The organism is Marilutibacter maris, assembly GCF_006546735.2.
GTDB lineage: Bacteria > Pseudomonadota > Gammaproteobacteria > Xanthomonadales > Xanthomonadaceae > Marilutibacter > Marilutibacter maris.
In genome coordinates this window covers 1-19,836 of sequence record NZ_VICD02000305.1, presented here as the reverse complement: position 1 = coordinate 19,836, position 19,836 = coordinate 1, and the positions used below count along the sequence as shown (strand labels likewise).

The window sequence follows — 19,836 nt, the reverse complement described above, 5'->3', positions numbered from 1 at the left end:
GCCCGGTCAAGCCCGGCGAGGCGCTGGCTCGGATCGCCGCGCGCATCGACGGCGGCGGCGCCCACCACGAACAGGCGCTCGCCGCGCTGCTGGTCGCCAACCCCGACGCCTTCATCGGCAGCAACATCAATCGCCTCAAGCGCGGCGCGGTGCTGCGGCTGCCGTCGCAATCCGAACTCACCGCGATCGGGCCCGCGCACGCCCGCCGACTCGTGCACCTGCAGATCCAGGCCTGGAACCAGGGCGCGGACTCGGTCGACGCCTCGGAGATGAGCGCGGCGCTGGCCGCGGTCGAATCCGACATCGCCGCCAGTGCCGCGGCAGCGGAGCGTCCGGCCGGACCCGGTCGCCTCGAGATCACGCCGGCGCAGGAGCCGGCCCCTCCCGACCCCTCCGCGGAAACGAGTCCACCCGGCGCGACCGCGGGACATGCCGCTGGCGCGACCGAGGACACCATCGCCAGCCGCGAGGTCGAGATCGAGCACCTGCGCCAACGCGTCGCCCAGCTGGAAGGATCCAACGAGGAGATGAAGCAGGTGATCGCGATCCAGGACGAGGCGCTGGCCAAGGCCCAGGAACGCCTTTCCCGCAACGGCGGCGACGGCATCGTGGCGGCGGGCTCCCCGTGGTCCTGGGCGGGACTGGCCGGGCTGCTGCTGGCGGGCCTGGCGATCGTGCTGAAATATCGTCGTGCCAGAGTGTCGACCGGTAGCGGTTCGGCGGCGGGCAATCGCCGACCGCGCTGGCACCGGCCTTGACTGCCGCCGAATCGGAGTGCTAGACGATGCATGTCGTCGCGCCGCAAGAGGGTGAGGCTTGCGCTGCGTACCCCAACTTCCGCACCGGGTCGGCCCCGCATCGCGACGGCGACCCGGCCGCGGCCATCGCAATCGTGCGATCGCCGCGACCGGACAACGCGGAACCGCACGAGCACCGGAGGCTCGATGATCCACGCCCCTGATTCCCCACGCAGCGACTCGCCCCATTGCCCGGCCGGCATCGCATGCGCGCCGACGGCGCGCCGCGGCCGTTGCCGGACGCGCTCCGCCGCGGCCCTTATCGACCGGTAGATCACGCCATGTCAGATCCGAAGTACAACGAGATGATCGACTTCCTGGAAAAAGCGGCGCTTCTCGCCGCCGATCTGGAGCGTCGATGCGCCAGCGCCGCCGAGCAGCAGCACAACAGCGCGCGCGAACTGAGTCGCGCCCTGCAACGGGTCGAAGGCGACCTCGGCCAGGTCGTCGCGGCCGGCAAGACCGAACTGGTCCAACACGCCCAGACCGCCGTGCGCCAGGCGCTGGCGGCCGAGGTCGGCGCCGCGACCAAGGCCATCGGCGAGAGCGCCACCCAGTTGCGGCAGATGAGCGACCAGCTCAAGCGCGAACAGTCCGCGATCGGCACGCGGATGCGGGTGATGGGATGGAAGTCGATCATCGCCGTCGGCGCCGCCGCGTTCCTGACCCTGGCCGGCTCCAGCTTCGTCCTGTGGAACAACGTCAAGAAGATCCAGCGCACCCAGGTCCAGGCCGAGGTGATGCAGGCGCTCAAGCAGGTGACCGTGACCTCGTGCGACGGCCAGCCCTGCATGAAACTGGTCGACGGCCAGCCGCGCTGGTCGAAGAATCCGGACTATATCCTGGTGGATACCGCCGCGCCCGCCGCCGGGCAATCGACCCGGCGCGATTCGGCGCGCTGAGCGCGCGCCACCGCGGACGGTTCCGGTCCATGCCCCTACGAAACATCGAGTGACAGGTTGAAGTCGTGTCCAAATCCAAGATCATCTTCCTTCTGGTCCTTGCCCTGCTGACGATTGCGGCCGGGCTGTACGCCTCCGGCTGGCTGGCGCTGTCGTTCATGAAGCTCGATACCGGCGCGCTCAAGTTCAACACCTGGTGGACCTACATGCAGCTGCTCGACCACCCGCGCATGCAGTCGTTCGGCGGCCGGGTCAAGCTGGCGGGCGTGATCGGCTTCGGCCTGCCGGCCCTGCTCTGGATCATCGGCGGGCTGCTGGCGCTGCGCGCCGGCATGCGCAAGGGCCTCCATGGCAATGCCCGCTTCGCCCGGCTGGGCGAGCTGGCCAGCAAGGGGTTTCTCAAGTCGGCCAGCAACGGCGTCGTCGTCGGCAAGATGGGCGGCAAGCTGCTGCGCCTGGCCGGCCAGCAGTTCGTGATCCTGGCCGCGCCGACCCGCTCGGGCAAGGGCGTGGGCGTGGTCATCCCCAACCTGCTCGAGTACGGCGAGTCGGTGGTGGTGCTCGACATCAAGCAGGAGAACTTCGACCTGACCTCCGGCTGGCGCGCGCAGCAGGGCCAGGAGATCTACCTGTTCAATCCGTTCGCCGACGATCGCCGCACCCACCGCTGGAACCCGCTGACCTATGTCTCGAAGGATCCGGCATTCCGGGTATCGGACCTGATGAGCATCGCCGCCATGCTCTACCCCGATGGCGACGACAAGGACAAGTTCTGGACCAGCCAGGCGCGCAATGCCTTCATGGCCTTCACCCTGTACCTGTTCGAGCGCGCCGATCACGAGGGCGCGGCCGCGACTCCGCCGACCCTGGGCGGTGTCTATCGGCTGTCCTCCGACACCGGTGGCCAGGAACTCAAACCGTATCTGGAGAAGCTGTCGCAGGAGCCGTTCCTCAGCGCCAACGCGCGCACCGCCTTCGCCGGGCTGCTGTCGCAGGCGGACGTCACCTTCGCCTCGATCATCGGCAGCTTCAAGGAACCGCTCAACGCCTGGATCAATCCGGTGCTGGATGCGGCCACCAGCGCCGACGACTTCCGCCTCGACGACGTGCGCAAGCGCAAGATGACGATCTACATCGGCATCCAGCCGAACAAGCTGGCCGAGAGCCGGCTGATCGTGAACCTGTTCTTCAGCCAGCTGATCAACGTCAACACCAAGGAACTGCCGCAGAACAATCCCGAACTCAAGCACCAGTGCCTGCTGCTGATGGACGAGTTCACCGCGCTGGGCCGGGTCGACATCATCTCCAAGGCGGTGGCCTACATGGCCGGCTACAACCTGCGCCTGCTGCCGATCATCCAGTCGATGGCCCAGTTGGACGCGGTCTACGGCAAGGAACTGTCGAGGACGATCATCACCAACCACGCCCTGCAGATCATCTACGCGCCGCGCGAGCAGCAGGACGCCAACGACTACTCCGAGATGCTCGGTTACACCACCGTGCACCGCAAGAACCGCACCCGTTCGCGCGGCCAGGGGCGCAGCACCTCCTATGCCGAGACCCAGGAGAAGCGTGCGTTGATGCTGCCGCAGGAACTCAAGGCGATGGGCCCGGACAAGGAGATCGTGCTGTACGAAGGGCTGCCGCACCCGGTGAAATGCGAGAAAATCCGCTACTACCAGGACCGCTACTTCACCAAGCGGCTGCTGCCCAAGGTCGAGGTGCCGGAGGTGTCGATGTCCGAAACCGGTAGTTCGAACATGCCCCCCGCCATCGCCGCGGACAGGAGCACCACCCAGGCGCTGAGGACCCCGTGACGACTCCATCCGACGCCCCCGACCAGGCACCGAAGTCCGATCCGCTGTACGAGCTGACCCTGCTGCGCGACCTGGAGCTGGTCAACGCGCGCGTCAGCCGCGACCTCGGCCCACCACCCGTCGGCGGCCTGCCGGTCGAACCCTGGCGCAAGCCGGCCACGCCCTATCGGCCGCTGCCGCCCCGACGCGAGCTGTTGCAGGCGATCGAGCAGGCAGCGCCCGTCAGTCATGCGCCGATGCCGGAGGCGTCACAGCCGCCGGACCACGCGCCGATGCCACAGGCGACGCACACGCCCGAATCAGGCCAGGCGTCGGCACCGGAGCCCTCGCACGCGCCCGCACCGCATCATCCGCCGGTGCAGGCACCGACGCAGGCGCCCGCACCCAACCACGCGCCGATGCCGCAAGCCTCGCACGCGCCGGAACCGCATCGCCCGCCGGTGCAGGAACCGACGCAGGCGCCCGCACCCAACCATGCGCCGATGCCGCAAACCTCGCATGCGCCGGAACCGCATCGTCCGCCGGTGCAGGAACCGGCACCGACGCCAGCGCCAGGCCAGGCGCCGATGCCGCAAACCTCGAACGCGCCGGAACCGCATCATCCGCCGCTGCAGGCGCCCGCACCGCGCCACGCACCAGCACCAGCACCAGCACCAGCACCAGCAGCGGAAGTCTCGTACGCGCCACGCCAGGAGCCGGCGCCGGAATCCGCGCCAGCGCCGGCGGCAACCGACGTGCGTCAGGCGCCCGCTCAGGCGCCCGCTCAGGCGCCCGCTCAGCCGCACGTTCCCATGCCGGACACCTCGAACGCGGCTCCGTCCTACCGTCGCGAAGCGACCGCTCCGGGGGCAAGCGGCCAGGCCCCGTTGGCGACCGGCGCCGCGGGTGCGACCGCTACGCACACCCGCCAGGAACCCACGACCCGGCTCAACCCCCAGCCAAGCGAGCGCTACGAGATCGCGATGGTGATCCAGGGCGCGCCGGGACCGTTCGCCGATATCGGCGGCTGGGTCCAGTACGAGCTTTCCGACGACGATGCGATCCCCGGCGGGCCGCTGCAGCCGCTGCAGGCGCTCGCCCCGAGCAAGAATCTGCCGCTGGTGTTCGGCAAGGAGCGCGAAGGCGTCTATACGACCGAAGTCGCGGTCGACGCGTTTGTGGTCGATGCCGGTCCGGGCGTGGAGCCGACGCGCCACTGGCGGATGTCGCTGTTCAACACCCGGCTCAGGGGACGCTCGATCCGCTTCACCCCCGACCTGAGTCTGGAGGAGCTGCGCGCGGGACGGCCGAAGACCCGCTACTTCGCCTGCCGCAACTACCTTTCCCCCGAACTCGAGAATCTGCACGATTCCGGCGAGTCGTCGCCGGCAAAGTTCGACCCGGACATCCAGAACGAACTGTTCGCGATCACATTGACGCCCCGGCGACTGTGATGCCGGTCGTCGGCCCGGCGGCGACGCCCCGCCGGGCCATCCGCCTCAGCCGGCCCGGCGCAATCGCAACGGCGCCGGCGCCAGCCTCAACATCCCGGCGACCACGGTCAGCAGATCGGCGAACATCAACAGCGAGCGCAACGGCGCACTGGCCAGCGCCCGGCCCAGCATCCGCATGCGCTCGCCGCCGGTGGCGGTAGCCGCAACCACGGCAACCCAGACCACGGCATCGACCAGCAGCAGGCCCAGCGCCGCGCCGGCCATGCCCAGCGCAACCAGTGCCACCGCCAGCGCGGGAACCAGCACCTTGTCCAGCGCGGCCGCCGCCTGCGCCCAGCCGATCGGCCGCCCCTGCTCGCGGGTCAGGCGCTCTCCGAATGGCTGCCGATAGGCCTCGACCACACGGCGCGCATCCGGCGTCCCGCTGGCGCTGGCGCGCCAGCGTCGCCACAGCCGCCGCGGCCACTTGAACGGACTCCGCAGCAGGGCATCGAATTCGACGCAACTCTGCATGTAGGCCGAGGTCGCGCGACCGTGGCGCAGCGGCAGTTGCTCCAGCGACCGCACCGGTGCGTGCGCGTGCACATCGGCCAGACGCACGTTGCGGTAGCCCTCGTTGTTCAATGCCATCGCCACGAACAGGTCCGGCATGCCGGTGAGGGCGTCGCCGTAGATCGGCTCGAAACGATCGAACACGTCCTTCAGATAGCCGCGCCGGTACGCCGTCGCGCGGCCGTGGGAGACCGCGACACCGCCGAACAGGGCCATCTGTCCGCGATCGAGAAAACCCTGCTGGAAACGGCCGGTGGACTCGTGGAAGGCCGCGGCCAGCCACGTCGTCAGGCGATGCCAGCGGTCCCCGCGCAGACGCGGATCGATATACGGATCGCTGGCGACCCAGCGCCGGAAGCCGTCGCCGGCGGCCCAGCGACGACGGTCGGACGCGCGCATGGGCCGGCTGGTGCCGGCGACGCTGGCGATGCCCGCCCCCTCGTACAAGGTCTGCACGCAGCGACGGATGTAGTCCGGCGACTCGAGCACCACGTCGCCGTCGATCACGAACAGCACATCGCAGTCCATCTCGCGCGCCTGGCGCTTCAAGGTCGGCGCCCGCCCCAGCGACCACTTGCGCTCGATGACCTCCAGGGGCATCGCATTGGCGAGGGCGAATTCGGAGGCGATCTGCACGGCATGGTCGCCAAGGGCGCCGCCGTCATCGATCAGGACCAGGCGCCGGACCGGATGATCCTGCGCGAGCAGCGAGGCCAGGCAATAGGCGATGTCGTGCTGGTGCCCCCAGGTATGGATGACGACGTCGACCGCGGCCAGTCGCCAGTCCTCGTCCGGATCGGGAACGGTACGCTCCGGTCCACGCAGCAGCCCGAGTGCGCTGATCAGCGCGTTCGGGCCCAGGGCGGACAGGGTGTGCGCGGCGACGGGCATGGCTCAGCGCCCGCCCACCGGCGCCGCATGGCGCCAGCACCCCTGTGGTTTGCGTACCGACCGCATCGAAACCTCCTGTCACGCGACGGCAGTCGACATTTGACCGCGTCCTGCATCACAAAAACGGATGCAAGAAACATGCCAGATTGCCCCATCGAGTGCCACCCGAAGGGCGCCCCCGCGCAACCTCCGGACGGCGACCGGTCCGCTAGACGGTACCGCGGTTACGCCCGATCCAGGGCCGGTACCACTGGCGTATCCGGGCCATGTCCGCGGCCGGGTCGGCACTGGGATGGAACACCTCGCCAATTCCGATCACCCGCTCCGGATAGTGGAAATAGGCGGCCAACACCGGCACCCCGGCGGCGCGGGCGATCTTCAGGAACCCCGACTTCCACTCCTTGACCGGCTTGCGGGTGCCCTCCGGGGCGATCACGAACCACATGCGTTCGGCCTCGCGGATCATCGCCGCGGCCTGCTCGACCATCCCGCGCGGCGCGCGGCGATCGATCGGAATCGCCCCCAGCCGCCGCAGCAGTGGCCCCAGCGGCCACCAGAACAACTGGTGCTTGCCCAGCACCCGCACATCCAGTCCCAGCGCGATCTTGGCCGCGAACCCCCAGATGCCATCCCAGTTCGAGGAGTGCGGCGCCGCGATCATCACCAGCTTGGGCAGGTCGGGAATCGTGCCGACCACCCGCCATCCCCCCAGCCGCAATACCGCGCGACCAAGCCAACGGGTGAAACGGTTGGGGGGGACCCTCGGCATCGAGGGCGGAATGTCCGGCAACAAACTGGCTTCGTCGACCAAGCCCTTACTCCCAGTTCTGCGGCGAGCGGCCGCGCTTGATGGTACTGCGCTGACGTTTCTCGCCCAGCCGCCGCTCGCGCGCGCCGCGACTGGGGCGGGTCGCGATGCGCGGCTTGGGCGCATGCAGACCGGTCTCGATGAAGGCCGCCAGGCGTTCGCGCGCGTCCTCGCGATTGCGTTCCTGGGTGCGGAACCGCTGCGCGCTGATCACCAGCACGCCCTCACCGGTGACGCGGCGATCGCGACGCGCCAGCAGGCGCGCGCGCACCGGCTCCGGCAACGCCGCCGAGCCGGCCACGTCGAAACGCAGCTCGACCGCGGTCGCGACCTTGTTGACGTTCTGTCCACCCGGGCCGGCCGAGCGCACGAAGCGTTCGACCAGTTCGGCCTCGGGAATCGAGATGTTGGCAACGTTGACGGACATCGGCAGGGATCGGCGGCAGCGCCGTGGGTGTGCGAAAACAGTATCAATCGAAACGGTTGTAAGGGGATTGTAGTGCGCATCGCCGTTCGCACGCGTATCGGACAGGGATTGACGACGATCACATAGCGACCGAGCATGACGCCGACTTCATTGCAACGGAATCGCACGATGACCCTCCACAAGCGCCTGCGCACCGCGGGCAACGCCATCGCACGGCTCGCGCTGCCGCTCCTGCTGCTGACCGCGCCGGCCGTATTCGCGGCACCGCCCAGCGATGCCCAGGTGGACCGCCTGATGGAACTGACCCGGGTCCGCGACACCCTGGAATCGATGTGGCCGCAGATCGAGGCCATGCAGCAGCAGGTCGTCGAGCAGACCCTGGCCGGTGCCGGGCACAAGCCCGACAAGGCCGAACGCGCGCAGTTGGACGCACTGTTGGAGCGGCAGATGCAGACGCTGCGCTCGGTGATGTCGTGGGAGCAGATGGAGCCGGTCTATCGCGATATCTATCAACAGACCTTCGAGGCCGAGGACGTCGACGCGATGATCGCGTTCTACGAGAGCGAGGCCGGCCAGAAGCTGATCGCCAAGATGCCGCAGCTGATGCGCAACACGATGGAGGCGACCCAGCGCCTGATCGCGCCGGCGATCGAGGAGATGCAGCGCGACATCCGCTCCGCCACCAAGGCCGGCATCGGCGACAAGGACGCCGCGGCCGACTAGGCCGCGCCCGCGGCGGCTCAGCCGCTCAGCCGGCTCCGGGGACTTCCCGCACGCCGTCGGCGGCGGCCCCGTCGAACAGCGCCAGGGCCTTCGCGAAGGCGGCATCCGGCGGCGCGACCGCCTCGATCCGCGCGCCGGTATGCGGATGCGCGAACGCCAGCCGCCGCGCATGCAGCAGCATGCGGTGGATGCCCATCATCCGGAAGCTGCGGTTATGGCGGCCGTCGCCATGGCTGGTGTCGCCGATCAGGTGATGCGAGGCATGCTTGAGGTGGCGACGGATCTGCCGGTAGCGGCCGGTGTCGAGGGTGGCCTCCATCAACGCATAGCGAGAGGTCGGAAATCCCGTCGACGGCAACTCCAGCTCGGCGCAGGCCAGACGCCTGAAGTGGGTGACCGCCGGCTTCTTCAACGGCTTGCCGGGGCCGCCGTCGAGCGCATGGTCGATGGTGAACGCCGGCTCCGGCCAGCCGCGGCAGATCGCCCAGTAGACCTTCTCGACCTCGCGCGACATCAGCACCTTGCCCAGCGCCGAGGCGGTGTCGCGATCGAAGGCCAGCAGCAGACAGCCGCTGGTGGCGCGGTCGAGGCGATGGACCAGGAAGATCGGCCTCCCGAACTGCTCGCGCAGGCGGTCGGCGGCGAAATCGGTCTCGCCGCGGGCCAGCGCACTGTCGTGGACCATCAGCCCGGCCGGCTTGTCGACCACGGCCAGGTTGTCGTCCAGATGCAGGACCGGAAGTTCCATCACCGCATCCCCTCGCCGGGGTGGCCGCATCCGTAGGAGCGGCGTAAGCCGCGATGAGGCTTGCGCGGGAAGGCCCGATCGCGGCTTGCGCCGCTCCTGCGAAAGCCCTTGGAGCGATGGCTCATCGCCGCCGCGGCCAGGCGGCCAGCAGCGCCCAGACGCCGCCCAGCGCGGCGATCCACGCCGGTGCCGGCACCGACAACCAGGTCGGGCCGCCGGCCTGCAGCGCGTACAGCACCGCGGCGACGATCAGCAGACCGGTACCGAGCAACGCGGACACGGTGCGCCGCTGCAGGTCCTTGACCGCCCGGGTCAGCTCGGACAGGTCGTGCGAATGCATCTGCAGGCTGTGGTCGCCGTCGACCTGCTGCTGCAACCAGGCGTGCAGCAGTCGCGGCATTTCCGGTGCGCGCGTCACCAGCTCGGGCAAACGCTTGCGGAACTCGCCGAACAGCCGCTGCGGGCTGTAGCGCTCGACCAGGATCTTGCCCAGCACCGGTCGCGCCACCGCCCAGATGTCGAGCCTGGGATCGAGCAGGCGGCCGACGCCCTCGATGTTGAGCAGGGTCTTCTGCAGCAGGATCAGCTGCGGCTGCAGGGTCAGCTCGTAGCGCCGGGCGACCCGGAACAGCTTCATCAGCACCTCGGCCAGCGAGATCTCGCTCAACGGACGGGTGAAGTACGGCTCGCAGACCGAGCGCGCGGCCGCCTCCAGCTCATCGATGCGGATGTGCGCCGGCATCCAGCCGGCCTGCACGTGCAGCTCGGCGATGCGGCGATAGTCGCGATTGAAGATCGCCATGAAGTTCTCGGCGAGGTAGTACTGGTCCTCGTCGGAGAGCTGGCCCATGATCCCGAAGTCCAGCGCGATGAAGCGCGGATTGGCGCGCCGCGCGGGATCGGCGTCGACCCAGATGTTGCCGGCATGCGCGTCGGCATGGAAGAAATTGTCGCGGAACACCTGGGTGTAGAACACCCGCACACCCTTGGCCGCCAGCGCGCGCCGGTCGATGCCGGCCGCGTCCAGCGCCTCGACGTCGTCGGACGGGATGCCGTGCACGCGCTCCAGGGTCAGTGCGCGCTCGGCGGTGTGGGTCCAGATCACCTCCGGCACGTAGAGATCGTCGCTGTCCTGCCAGAACCGCCGCAGTACGCTGGCGTTGGCGCCCTCGCGCTGCAGGTCCAGTTCCGCGGACAGGGTGTTCTCGACCTCGTCGACGACCTCGCGCGGGCGGATCTTGTCGGCATTGGGATGGGTGCGATCGACCAGCGCCGCGAGCGCGCCGAGCAGGGCGATGTCGCCGGCGATCTGCTTCTCGATCTGCGGCCTCAACACCTTCACCACGACTTCGCGCGGCGGCCTGCCGTCGACCGATGGCAGGGTCGCCGCGTGCACCTGGGCGATCGACGCCGAGGCCAGCGGCACGGTGTCGAACGAAGCGAACGCCTCCGCGACGGGGCGCTCCAGGGCCTTTTCGACGATCGCGCGGGCCTGCTCGCCGTCGAACGGCGCGACCCGGTCCTGCAGCAGCGACAGCTCGTCGGCGACGTCCTGCGGCACCAGGTCGCGGCGGGTCGACAGGATCTGCCCGAACTTGACGAAAATCGGCCCCAGGTCCTGCAACGCCATCCGCAGCCGCGCGCCGCGCGACTCGCACGCGATCGCCTGCGACGCGCTGGGCACGAACGGACGCGCCAGCCTCAGCCAGCGCTCGGCCGGGGTGCCGTCGAGCAGATCGTCGAGGCGGTAACGCAGCAGCACGCGACCGATGCGCCAGGCACGCAACGCGGACTTCATTGCGCGGGCCCTTGCGCGGCGGCGCGGTCGGCCGGGACCGCAGGCTTGGACGCGGCCCGCAGACGGGCGACCCGCGCGGCAAGCCGCTCGACATCGTCGCGAACGGTATCGACGTCGTCGTGGAAGGCGTTGAGTTCGTCGCGTCCGACCACGTCGCGCGACTCCTCGGTCAGGAACTCGGCGGCATTGGCGGCGAACGCGGCGCCGGCGCCGCGCGCGTGGCGCAGGCCGGCGGCGAGCGCGCTGGCGATCTGCACCCCGACCACCTCACCGAACACCGCCACGAACGGTTGCTGCCAGTCGGGATCGAAGCGCTCGGCCAGCCGTTGCAGACGGCGCGCGAGGTCGGCATCGCCCTCCATCCGCAACTGGCCCACCGGCGGCGCGTCGTCGTTGCGCAGGAACGGCAGTTGCGAGACCAGTCCGGACAGGGTCGTGCGCACCGACAGATCGGCCGCGTCCGCGGCCGGGCCGACTTCCAGCCGCTCGCCGGCGACCCGCACCTGCAGCGCCAGCGGCGGCGCCGACAGATGCATCGAGACGCGGCGGCCGTCGAGCGCACGCAGGGCGTCGCGGGTTTCCGGATCAAGCGCCAGCGCCCGGTTGAGCGCGGCTTCGAGCACCCGCCCGGCGACGGGCTTGAGGCGGTCCAGGGGGGAGCGTGGGGAGTTCATCCGGCCATTTTAGGGCCTGAGGCCACGATCGTGCCGGATAACCGGACGACCCGCCGGGCCACCGCGATCCCGGAACCGCCAGAAGCTCAGTCGACGACCGCCTGCGACCAGCTTTCGCGCAGCCGCCGCAGGCCCTCCTCGACGCTGATCTTCGGCACGTAGCCGAAGTCCCGGGTCGCCGGCGCCATGTCGTACCAGTGGCTGGTCGCCAGCTGTTCGGCGAGGAAGCGCGTCATCGGCGGCTCGCCGGACAGCCGCAGCAACGGCCACGCGCCTTCGCAGATCGCGCCGATCGCGTAGGCGACGCCGAACGGCAGGTGCTTGTCGACCTCCGGCGCCCCGACCGCGCGCAGCAGCGAGTTGAGCAGCTCGCGCATCGGCATCGGCTCGCCGTTGGAGATGAAGTAGGCGCGCCCGGCGCAGGCACTGCCCGGCGCCAGGTGGTCGAAGGCGTCGAAGTGGGCCTGGGCGGCGTTGTCGATATAGGTCGCATCGACCCGGTTGTCGCCGCTGCCGACGATGCGCAGGCGGCCGGCGCGGGCGCGCTCGACCAGGCGCGGCAGGATCTGGTTGTCGCCCGGCCCCCAGATCAGTCGCGGACGCAGCGCGACCGTCGCCAGGGTGGTCGAGTTCGCCCGCAGCACCGCCTTTTCCGCCTGCAGCTTGGTCGAGGCATACGGGGCCTTGAGGTGCTCGCCATAGGGCACGGTGTCGGCGGTGCCGCCCTCGACCGGGTGGGTGGCGCGGTGGGTCACGCTGGGCGTGGAGGTATGGACCAGCCGTCCGATGCCGTGTACGCGGCAGGCCGCGATCACGTTGTCGGTGCCGATCACGTTGGCGTCGTAGTAGCTCTGGTAGCTGCCCCAGGCGCCGGCCTTGGCGGCATTGTGGAACACCGCCGCGCAGCCGTCGGCGGCGGCGATCACCGCATCGCGCTCGGCAAGGTCGCCGCGCACCTGCTCGACGCCCATGCGCTCGAGCGCGTCGTAATGACCGCGGTTGTAGCTGACCACGTGGTGGCCGCGCTCGCGCAGGCCGCGGCACAACGCCTGCCCGAGAAAGCCACCGCCGCCGGTAACCAGGATCTTCATCTGTCTTCCATCCCCAACTGCCCTTGCCCCCGAAATCCGCTGCCGCTCCGGCGACCGCAGCCTGCCGCCGGCGCTTGCCTTCGATGTCCCAACCCGGCCGCGGCGCTACGCCTGGCGCTCGGCCCACAGCGCAAGCTTCTCACGACCGATCTTGGCATTGTGGCGGATGTCGACCGGGAACCCGGCATGGCGCAGGAAGCGGCCGACGCCGGTGCAATGCGGATGCGCGGCGGCGATCGCGCGCAGCGCGCGTTCGACCGCCGGCCACTCGCGTTTCGGCACGCCGTCGGCCAGTTCGACGCAGAGCACCGGACGCTGTGCGCCGGATGGGCCGACCCCGACCAGGGCGGTGCGCCTGACCTGCGGATGGGTATTGAACACCGGTTCGACCTGCTCGGTGTACAGCGGACCGGCGGCAGTCTCGACCCGGTGCGACTTGCGCCCGCAGAACCACAGCCGGCCCTGCGCATCGAAATAGCCGACGTCGCCCATGCGGTGGACGATGCGGCTGCCGCCGTCGACGCGGACCTCGCGGATCTTGGCCAGGCGGGTCTGCGCATCGCGGTTGAAATAACTGTCGGTCGCGGTCGGACCGGCGACGGTGATCTCGCCGACCTCGCCGGCCGGCAGGACGTCCACCTGCGACCAGTCCTCGATCGCGTCGTCGCGGATGCCGATGATGCGGACCTCGTTCGGCGCCACCGGGCGGCCGACGCAGGTGCCGGCGCCGGACTCGGTGGCGGTGCGGGTCGCTTCCAGCTCGCGTCCCTCGATGACCGCGACCGGCAGGCACTCGGTGGCGCCATACGGCGTCCAGAACTGCGCGTCCGCCGGCAACAGCGTGCGCATCTTCGCGACCACCGCGGCCGGCACCGGCGCCCCGGCCGAGGTGACCCGCTTCAGGGTCGGCAGCGGTGCGCCGAAATCGGCCAGCACCTTCATCAACGCCGGCGAGCCGAACAACTGGTCGACCCCGAAACGGGCGATCGCGTCGTGCAGGCGGCGCGGGTCCGCCTGCGCCGGCCGGGTCGGGTCCATGTCCGGGATCACCGAGGTCAGGCCCAGCGCCGGATCGAACAGCGCGAACGGCGGAAAGGTCGGCAGGTCGACGCCGCCGGCGCGGATGCCGAACGCTTCGCGCAGCATGTCGATCTGGGCGACGAAGTGGCGATGCCGGTAGACCACGCCCTTGGGCACCCCGGTCGAGCCGCTGGTGAACAGGATCGCGGCGACCTCGTCGGGTCCGGTGTCGGCCAGCTCGAATTCCGCGGCGGCATCGCGGCCGTCGGCCTCGACCCCGGCCAGGGTCGCATCGGCCAGCCAACCGCGGCGACCGGTGCTGATCCGCACCCGCGCCGATCGCGCCCAGCCCAGCAGCACCCGCGCGAACTGCGCCAGCGGAATGCCGATGAAGGCCTCGGCACGGGCCTCGTCCAGGCACTGCTTCAGCGCGCGCCGGTCGATGCCCGGGTCGACCAGCACCGGCACCGCGCCGGCCTTGAACAGGGCGAACATCAGCAGGAAGAACTCCGGAGACGGCCGCACCATCACCACGGTGCGGGTACCGCGGCCGACCCCGTGGCGGGCCAGGCCGGCGGCGATCGCGTCGCTGCGGGCATCCAGATCGCGGTAGCTCAGGACCGAGTCGTAGCCGGCCAGACCGTCGCCACCGCGCTTGCCCGGGCAGCGCATGGCAATGCGTTCCGGCGCCTGCGCCGCCAACCGTGGCAGGCTCGCGGCGATATTGCAGCGCGCCGCGGCGCCCGCGGCCGTCACCGGCTCAGGGGGCTGCGGGACCGGGGTTTCGTCGGGGCTGTGCTGTTGCGCCATCCGGGTCCGTCGTCGGGTTCACCAGGCGCCATTGTCGCCGTTCCGGCCACCGCCTGGCCAAGGGCCACCGGACGCCCCGCCGCGCCGGGGTTCACGGCACTTGCGCGCGGCCGCGGAATCCCCAAAATTCCGCCACCCCCGAACGTATCCGCCCCATCCACAATCCGGACCGCGGCCCATGAGCCACCCCTGCCTCACCTGCGGCGCCTGCTGCGCCCACTTCCGCGTGTCCTTCCACTGGGCCGAGACCATGCCGACCCTCGGCGGGACCGTCCCCGAGGCGATGACCGAACGCTTCGACCATCACCGGGTGGTGATGCGCGGCACCTCGTCCAAGACCCCGCGCTGCATCGCCCTGGATGCGGAAATCGGCGTGTACTCGCGCTGCTCGATCCATCAGATCAAGCCCAGCGTGTGCCGCGAGGTGCCGGCCTCGTGGGAGCCCACCAGCAACGGCCCGGGCGAGCCCAGCGCGCAATGCGACAAGGCCCGCATCGCCCATGGCATGCCGGTGCTGACTCCGGCCGACTGGGACTTCCCGACCGAGCCGACCGAACCGCCGACCGAGCCCCCGGCACCGCTCGCGCCGCTGGCGGCCTGACCCCGCCGGTCCTCCGGACTACAGCCGGTTGCGCTCCAGGAACGCGCGGATCGCCGGCACCAGCACCTCGGCCTTGTCCTGCAGCACGTAGTGGTTGGCGTCCTCGAACGCATGGACCTCGGCATCCGGCAGCGCGGCGAGGAAGCCGTCCAGGAAGTGCCTGTCGAAGACGAAATCGCGCAGCCCCCAGCCGATGAACACCGGGCGGTCGTTGTACTCGTGCAGCACCTGCGCCGACTCGACCAGCAGCGACCAGGCGCGGTCGCCCTCGCCCAGCGGGATGTCCTGCATGAAGCGCAGGGTGCTGATCGCATTGCGCCAACCGTTGTAGGGCGCCTCGAATGCCCGCCGCACCCCGGGCGGCATCCGCCGGCTCACTCCGATCCGGGTCGCGCCGCGCGCGAACAGGTTGAACGCGCGGATCATGAAACCGCCGATCCGCGAGTCGCGTCCCAGCGACAGCTGCCACGGCATCGGCTTGGCCGCCGGCAGCGGGAACGCGGCGGTGTTGAGGATCACCAGTCGCCGCACCCGCTGGCGCTGCTTCAGCGCCCAGCCAAAGCCGATCATGCCGCCCCAGTCGTGCACCGCCAGGGTGACCGGGCCGTCCACGCCCAGGTGCGCGAGCAGGGCCTCCAGGTCGTCGATCCGCGATTGCAGGGTGTAGGTGTAGTCATCGTCGCCGGGGCGGTCGGACAGGCCCATGCCGACGTGGTCGGGCACGATGCAGCGATACGCCTTGCCGGCGGCGGGAGCCGCCAGATCCGACACCAGTCGGCGCCAGTAGTAGCTCCACGACGGATTGCCGTGCAGCATCACGATCACTTCTCCGTCGCGCGGGCCCTCGTCGAGGTAGCTCATCGCGATTCCGGGACGGACATCGAAGCGCTTCGGGGTGAACGGGTACTCGGGATAGGCGACTTCGGACATCACGGACTCGACGACGACCCGGACGGGTCGGGGGCCGCCATTATCCCGTCCTCGCGCCGCCACGCCCAGCACGACCCCGCCGCTCCGCCACCCCGGAGACTGTCAGTACCAGCGGCAACGCATGCCATCATGCCCGTGGAGCCCGCAAGGGACGCGACCCCATGACGGTACTGGTAGCCGGCGCCAGCGGTGCGACCGGGCGACTGCTGGTGGACATCCTGCTCGGCCACGGCCGCCGGGTACGCGCCATCGTGCGCTCGCCCGCGCGCCTGCCGGCGTCCCTGCGGGAACACCCCCGGCTGTCTATCGTGCATGCCGACCTCCTCGACCTGGACGAGGAAGCGATGGCCAGGCAAGTGGAGGATTGCACCGCGATCGTCTCCTGCCTGGGGCACAACCCGACCCTCAGGGGCCTCTTCGGCCCACCGCGCCGGCTGGTGACGGAGGCGACGTCGCGGCTGTGCGAAGCGGTCCGCCGCTGTCGGCCGGAGCGGCCGGTCAGGTTCGTGCTGATGAACACCGCCGGCAACCGCAACCGGGGCATCGCCGAGCCGGTCGCTCTCGGCGAGCGGCTGGCGGTCGGACTGATCCGCCTGCTGCTCCCGCCGCATCGCGACAACGAGGACGCAGCGGCCTGGCTGCAGGCCCGGTTCGGGCCCGGCGATACCGCGATCGAATGGGTCGTGGTCAGGCCCGACAGCCTGACCGACGCGGACCGGGTGACCGCTTACGACGTGCACCCCTCGCCGATCCGCAGCGCCATCTTCGATCCCGGCCACACCAGCCGCATCAATGTCGCGCATTTCATCGGCGAACTGCTCGCCGACGACCTGGCATGGCGCCGCTGGGCATTGCGGATGCCCGTCGTCTACGACAGCGGCGCGAAATAGCGGCGCGAAACCCGTCTGAGCCGGACGGCGGGCGCGCCGGTCAGGCGGCGTAGCGCTCCCACAGCGACTCGAACTGCCCGCTGTAGCAACGCACCAGGTGGGCGTTGTCGGTGACCGCCAGGTTCTCCTGGTTGTGGACGCTGGCGCTGCGGGTCCAGTTGAAGCTGCCGTTGGCCAGCAGGCGGCCGTCGAACAGCGCGAACTTGTGGTGCATGTGATGGGGCGAGTCGTCCAGCCGCACCGGCACGCCCTTGCCGCGCAGCCAGTCGACATCGTTGCCGGCGTCGAAGAGCTTGTCGTTGTCGCTGATCACCCGCACCTGCACGCCGCGCTTGTGCGCCTGCAGGATGGCATCGCGCAGACGGTCGTCGGAGATCGTGAAGACGCAGATGTCGACCGCCGCGCGCGCGCTCGTGCACAACTCGCGCAACTTGCGCAGGCAACTGTCGCCGGGAGTGAAGCATGCGGTCGATTCCACCGCCGCCACGGCGGTCGCGGTGTCCAGGGTCTTGACCACCTGCTCCAGCCACTTGAGCAGGTCGAACGCGTCCTGCGGCTGCGCCTGCAAACCCTCGCGCACCATCGCGAACGCACGGTTGCGCAGGAAGCGCACCCGCTCGCGGTCGATCTGTTCGCCGAGCTGGCGCAGCTCGTGGCGCTCGTCGTTGTCGAGCCGATTGTCGAGGAGGGTCTCGCGCAGGCGGCGGTCGAGGCTATCGAAATCCATGTTTCTGTCCTGTATCCGTCAACGCTGGATCCGGCCGTGCAGGCGGTCGGAGAACTCCTTCAAGGCCTTCTCCAGCTGCGCCTGCCGTTCGGTCTCGCTCAACGCCGGTTCGCGGCCGCCGCCCTGGCCGGCCAGCCGGACCAGCTCGCCGAGCAACAGCGACTGCTGCTCGGTGCGGGCCTGCAGGCTCTCCACCAATGGCGCCAGCGCGGTCAGCAGCGCCGATGCCGACGGTGCCGTGTCCGCCTCACGGGTTTCGCTCACCGGTACCGGGGCCGGGGCCGGCTCGCGGACCGCCAGCTTCTCCAGCGCCGCCAGCAACGCCGGCCACGGCGCGGCAGCGACCGGCTCGCGCGCATCGGCGACGCTGGCCAGGCTCTTCATCCCCTCCGACAGGTCGGCCAGCTGCGCGACCACGCGCTGGCCGACATCGGCATCCTCGCCGCCCATCGCCTTGTTGCGCAGGAAGTCGCGCTTGATCTGCGCCCAGCGCTTGCCCTGGGTTTCGTCGATGACGCCGCGCAGCTCGGCCAGCTTCAGCAGGTTCTCCTCGGCGCCGGTGGTCAGCAACTGCGCCTCGCCCAGGTAGTGGTCGGAGACCAGCCGCTGCAGCTCGGCCTCGTTCATCGCCGGCGAGACCTTCTCCGCCAGCTTGTTCATGTTGCGGTAGCTGCCCTGCAGCTTGAACGGCGGCTCGGTGCGGTACTTGTCGGCCTGCGCGGCGCTGGCGATGTACTGCTGGTTGACCCGGTAGACCACGTCGCGCAGCTTCAGCAGCCGCTCCAGGGTCGCGGTGATCTCGTTGACCTCGGCGCCGCTGTAGCTGTGGCTGAGGGCGTTGGCCGAGAACGGCCGGCCCTCGGCCTTGTCGACGAAGCGGTACAGGTCGGCGAGGTCGCGGGTCGCCAGCGGCGCCAGCACCGGGTTGGAGGTCAGGCAGTTCTCGACATAGCTGAGCTTGAACGCCTCCTCCATGCCGCCGAGGACGTCGCCGAGATTGTAGATATCGGCGCGGTTGGCGAGCATGTCGGGAATCTTGAACACCTCGCCGGACTCGGTGTACGGGTTGCCGGCCATCACCACGCAGAACTTCTTGCCGCGCATGTCGTAGGTGCGGGTGCGCCCCTTCCACACGCCCTCGATGCGGCGGGTGCCGTCGCACAGCGAGATGAACTTCTGCAGGAACTCCGGATGGGTGTGCTGGATGTCGTCGACGTACAGCATCACGTTGTTGCCCATCTCCAGCGCGAGATTGAGCTTCTCCAGCTCCTGACGCGCGGTCGCGTCCGGCGCCTGCGCCGGGTCCAGCGAGCGCACCTCGTGACCCAGCGCCGGGCCGTTGATCTTCATGAAGTTCAGGCCCAGCCGGTGCGCCACGTATTCCATCAGCGTGGTCTTTCCGTAGCCGGGCGGCGAGATCATCATCAGCAGGCCCATCAGGTCGCTGCGCTTGGACTCGCCGACCGTGCCCATCTGCTTGGCCAGGTTGTCGCCGATCACCGCCAGATAGACGTCGTTGATCAGCTTGTTGCGCACGAACGAACTCAGCGGGCGGGGCTTGAACGCGTCCAGCCGCATCGCCTCGCGCTCGCGTTCGGCCAGCGCCTGGCGCTGGGCCTGGTAGCGGCGATAGCCGGGCACGAAGCGGTCGCGGTGCTCGCGCAGGCGCGCGGCGAAATCGTCCACCGCCAGCCGCATCCGGCCTTCCGCGATCCGCGGATGCTCGCCGAGCAGGCCCTCGATGTCGGCGTGCAAACCGGTGGTGGTCGGCTTCAGCGCCAACGCCTCGCCCAGCAACAGCAGACCGGCCGCCTCGTCGACATGGCGCGCATCGGCCGCGTGCTCGGGATCGGCGCACAGCGCCAGCAACCATTCGCGCACCAGCGCCCAGCGCGCGCCCGGTCGCCGTTCCAGCGCCGCCAGCGCCTGCTCGAAACCGGCCCAGGCCTGGGCCGTGGTCAGGCGCGCGCGCAACGCATCGACCAGACCGCGGGCGCTGGCACTGACCATCAGCACCGGATTCGCCACCGCCAGCTCGCCGGCCAGGTAGCTGGCCGCCGCCGGCGCCAGTGCGGCATCGAACGGCATCGTCTCGGCACGGATGTGCTCGACGATGGCCTCGGCGATCTCCGCTTCCAGCGCCTGGATGCCGTCGCGGCGGCCCAGCAGACGGGCGATGTCGTGCACGGTGCGGGCG

At 70.0% G+C, this 19,836-nt stretch carries 17 protein-coding genes and 1 pseudogene; 7 read left to right on the top strand and 11 right to left on the bottom strand.

Going from position 1 to position 19,836, the window contains the following annotated elements:
* The 4 genes and pseudogenes from FKV24_RS17250 to FKV24_RS19375 form a co-directional block, all read left to right on the top strand.
* A partial coding sequence (locus tag FKV24_RS17250; protein ID WP_283016219.1) for a FimV/HubP family polar landmark protein occupies positions 1 to 758 on the top strand: 758 nt, incomplete at its 5' end.
* Between the two features lie 320 nt (positions 759 to 1,078).
* The gene (locus FKV24_RS17245; protein WP_141483258.1) at positions 1,079 to 1,699 is read left to right on the top strand and encodes a hypothetical protein; all 621 of its coding nucleotides are present in this window, start codon (positions 1,079 to 1,081) and stop codon (positions 1,697 to 1,699) included.
* 65 nt (positions 1,700 to 1,764) lie between these two features.
* Positions 1,765 to 3,444 (top strand): annotated as a pseudogene (locus FKV24_RS17240) (type IV secretory system conjugative DNA transfer family protein); the annotation flags it as partial.
* A 68-nt stretch (positions 3,445 to 3,512) separates the two neighbouring features.
* Complete coding sequence (locus tag FKV24_RS19375; RefSeq protein ID WP_170288355.1) at positions 3,513 to 4,949, top strand: hypothetical protein; 1,437 nt, start codon at positions 3,513 to 3,515, stop codon at positions 4,947 to 4,949.
* Between the two features lie 45 nt (positions 4,950 to 4,994).
* Here FKV24_RS19375 and FKV24_RS17230 read toward each other — a convergent pair whose 3' ends face one another.
* From FKV24_RS17230 to arfB, 3 genes are all read right to left on the bottom strand, one after another.
* Positions 4,995 to 6,392, bottom strand: a complete 1,398-nt coding sequence (locus FKV24_RS17230) for a glycosyltransferase family A protein (protein WP_141483257.1) — start codon at positions 6,390 to 6,392, stop codon at positions 4,995 to 4,997.
* 208 nt (positions 6,393 to 6,600) lie between these two features.
* Positions 6,601 to 7,161, bottom strand: coding sequence for a lysophospholipid acyltransferase family protein (locus tag FKV24_RS17225; protein WP_141483256.1), 561 nt, complete (start codon positions 7,159 to 7,161; stop codon positions 6,601 to 6,603).
* Positions 7,162 to 7,207: 46 nt separating this feature from the next.
* Entirely contained in the window at positions 7,208 to 7,627 is a 420-nt protein-coding gene (gene arfB / locus FKV24_RS17220; RefSeq protein WP_111265216.1) for an alternative ribosome rescue aminoacyl-tRNA hydrolase ArfB, read from the bottom strand.
* 168 nt (positions 7,628 to 7,795) lie between these two features.
* Between arfB and FKV24_RS17215 the strand changes: the two genes are divergently transcribed.
* Positions 7,796 to 8,350, top strand: coding sequence for a DUF2059 domain-containing protein (locus FKV24_RS17215; protein ID WP_170288354.1), 555 nt, complete (start codon positions 7,796 to 7,798; stop codon positions 8,348 to 8,350).
* 25 nt (positions 8,351 to 8,375) lie between these two features.
* Here the strand turns inward: FKV24_RS17215 and FKV24_RS17210 are convergent, their stop codons facing one another.
* From FKV24_RS17210 to oleC, 5 genes are all read right to left on the bottom strand, one after another.
* Positions 8,376 to 9,098 carry a pseudouridine synthase gene (locus FKV24_RS17210; protein ID WP_141483254.1) on the bottom strand — a complete coding sequence of 241 codons (723 nt, stop codon included), beginning with the start codon at positions 9,096 to 9,098 and terminating at the stop codon, positions 8,376 to 8,378.
* A 121-nt stretch (positions 9,099 to 9,219) separates the two neighbouring features.
* The gene (ubiB, locus tag FKV24_RS17205) at positions 9,220 to 10,896 is read right to left on the bottom strand and encodes a ubiquinone biosynthesis regulatory protein kinase UbiB (RefSeq protein ID WP_141483253.1); all 1,677 of its coding nucleotides are present in this window, start codon (positions 10,894 to 10,896) and stop codon (positions 9,220 to 9,222) included.
* The gene (locus FKV24_RS17200) at positions 10,893 to 11,570 is read right to left on the bottom strand and encodes a ubiquinone biosynthesis accessory factor UbiJ (RefSeq protein WP_111265212.1); all 678 of its coding nucleotides are present in this window, start codon (positions 11,568 to 11,570) and stop codon (positions 10,893 to 10,895) included. The genes ubiB and FKV24_RS17200 overlap by 4 nt, the downstream gene beginning before the upstream one ends.
* A gap of 86 nt (positions 11,571 to 11,656) precedes the next feature.
* Positions 11,657 to 12,661 carry a 2-alkyl-3-oxoalkanoate reductase gene (oleD, locus tag FKV24_RS17195; protein WP_141483252.1) on the bottom strand — a complete coding sequence of 335 codons (1,005 nt, stop codon included), beginning with the start codon at positions 12,659 to 12,661 and terminating at the stop codon, positions 11,657 to 11,659.
* A 105-nt stretch (positions 12,662 to 12,766) separates the two neighbouring features.
* A complete protein-coding gene (oleC, locus tag FKV24_RS17190) occupies positions 12,767 to 14,491 on the bottom strand; it encodes an olefin beta-lactone synthetase (protein WP_141483251.1) in 1,725 nt (574 codons plus the stop codon).
* 178 nt (positions 14,492 to 14,669) lie between these two features.
* Between oleC and FKV24_RS17185 the strand changes: the two genes are divergently transcribed.
* Positions 14,670 to 15,092 carry a YkgJ family cysteine cluster protein gene (locus FKV24_RS17185; RefSeq protein WP_111265209.1) on the top strand — a complete coding sequence of 141 codons (423 nt, stop codon included), beginning with the start codon at positions 14,670 to 14,672 and terminating at the stop codon, positions 15,090 to 15,092.
* Positions 15,093 to 15,110: 18 nt separating this feature from the next.
* Here the strand turns inward: FKV24_RS17185 and FKV24_RS17180 are convergent, their stop codons facing one another.
* The gene (locus FKV24_RS17180; protein WP_141483250.1) at positions 15,111 to 16,022 is read right to left on the bottom strand and encodes an alpha/beta fold hydrolase; all 912 of its coding nucleotides are present in this window, start codon (positions 16,020 to 16,022) and stop codon (positions 15,111 to 15,113) included.
* Positions 16,023 to 16,183: 161 nt separating this feature from the next.
* Here FKV24_RS17180 and FKV24_RS17175 point away from each other — a divergent pair, with 161 nt between their 5' ends.
* The gene (locus FKV24_RS17175; protein WP_141483249.1) at positions 16,184 to 16,912 is read left to right on the top strand and encodes an NAD(P)-dependent oxidoreductase; all 729 of its coding nucleotides are present in this window, start codon (positions 16,184 to 16,186) and stop codon (positions 16,910 to 16,912) included.
* A 40-nt stretch (positions 16,913 to 16,952) separates the two neighbouring features.
* Here FKV24_RS17175 and FKV24_RS17170 read toward each other — a convergent pair whose 3' ends face one another.
* Complete coding sequence (locus tag FKV24_RS17170) at positions 16,953 to 17,639, bottom strand: phospholipase D-like domain-containing protein (RefSeq protein WP_111265207.1); 687 nt, start codon at positions 17,637 to 17,639, stop codon at positions 16,953 to 16,955.
* Between the two features lie 18 nt (positions 17,640 to 17,657).
* A partial coding sequence (locus FKV24_RS17165; RefSeq protein ID WP_141483248.1) for an AAA family ATPase occupies positions 17,658 to 19,836 on the bottom strand: 2,179 nt, incomplete at its 5' end.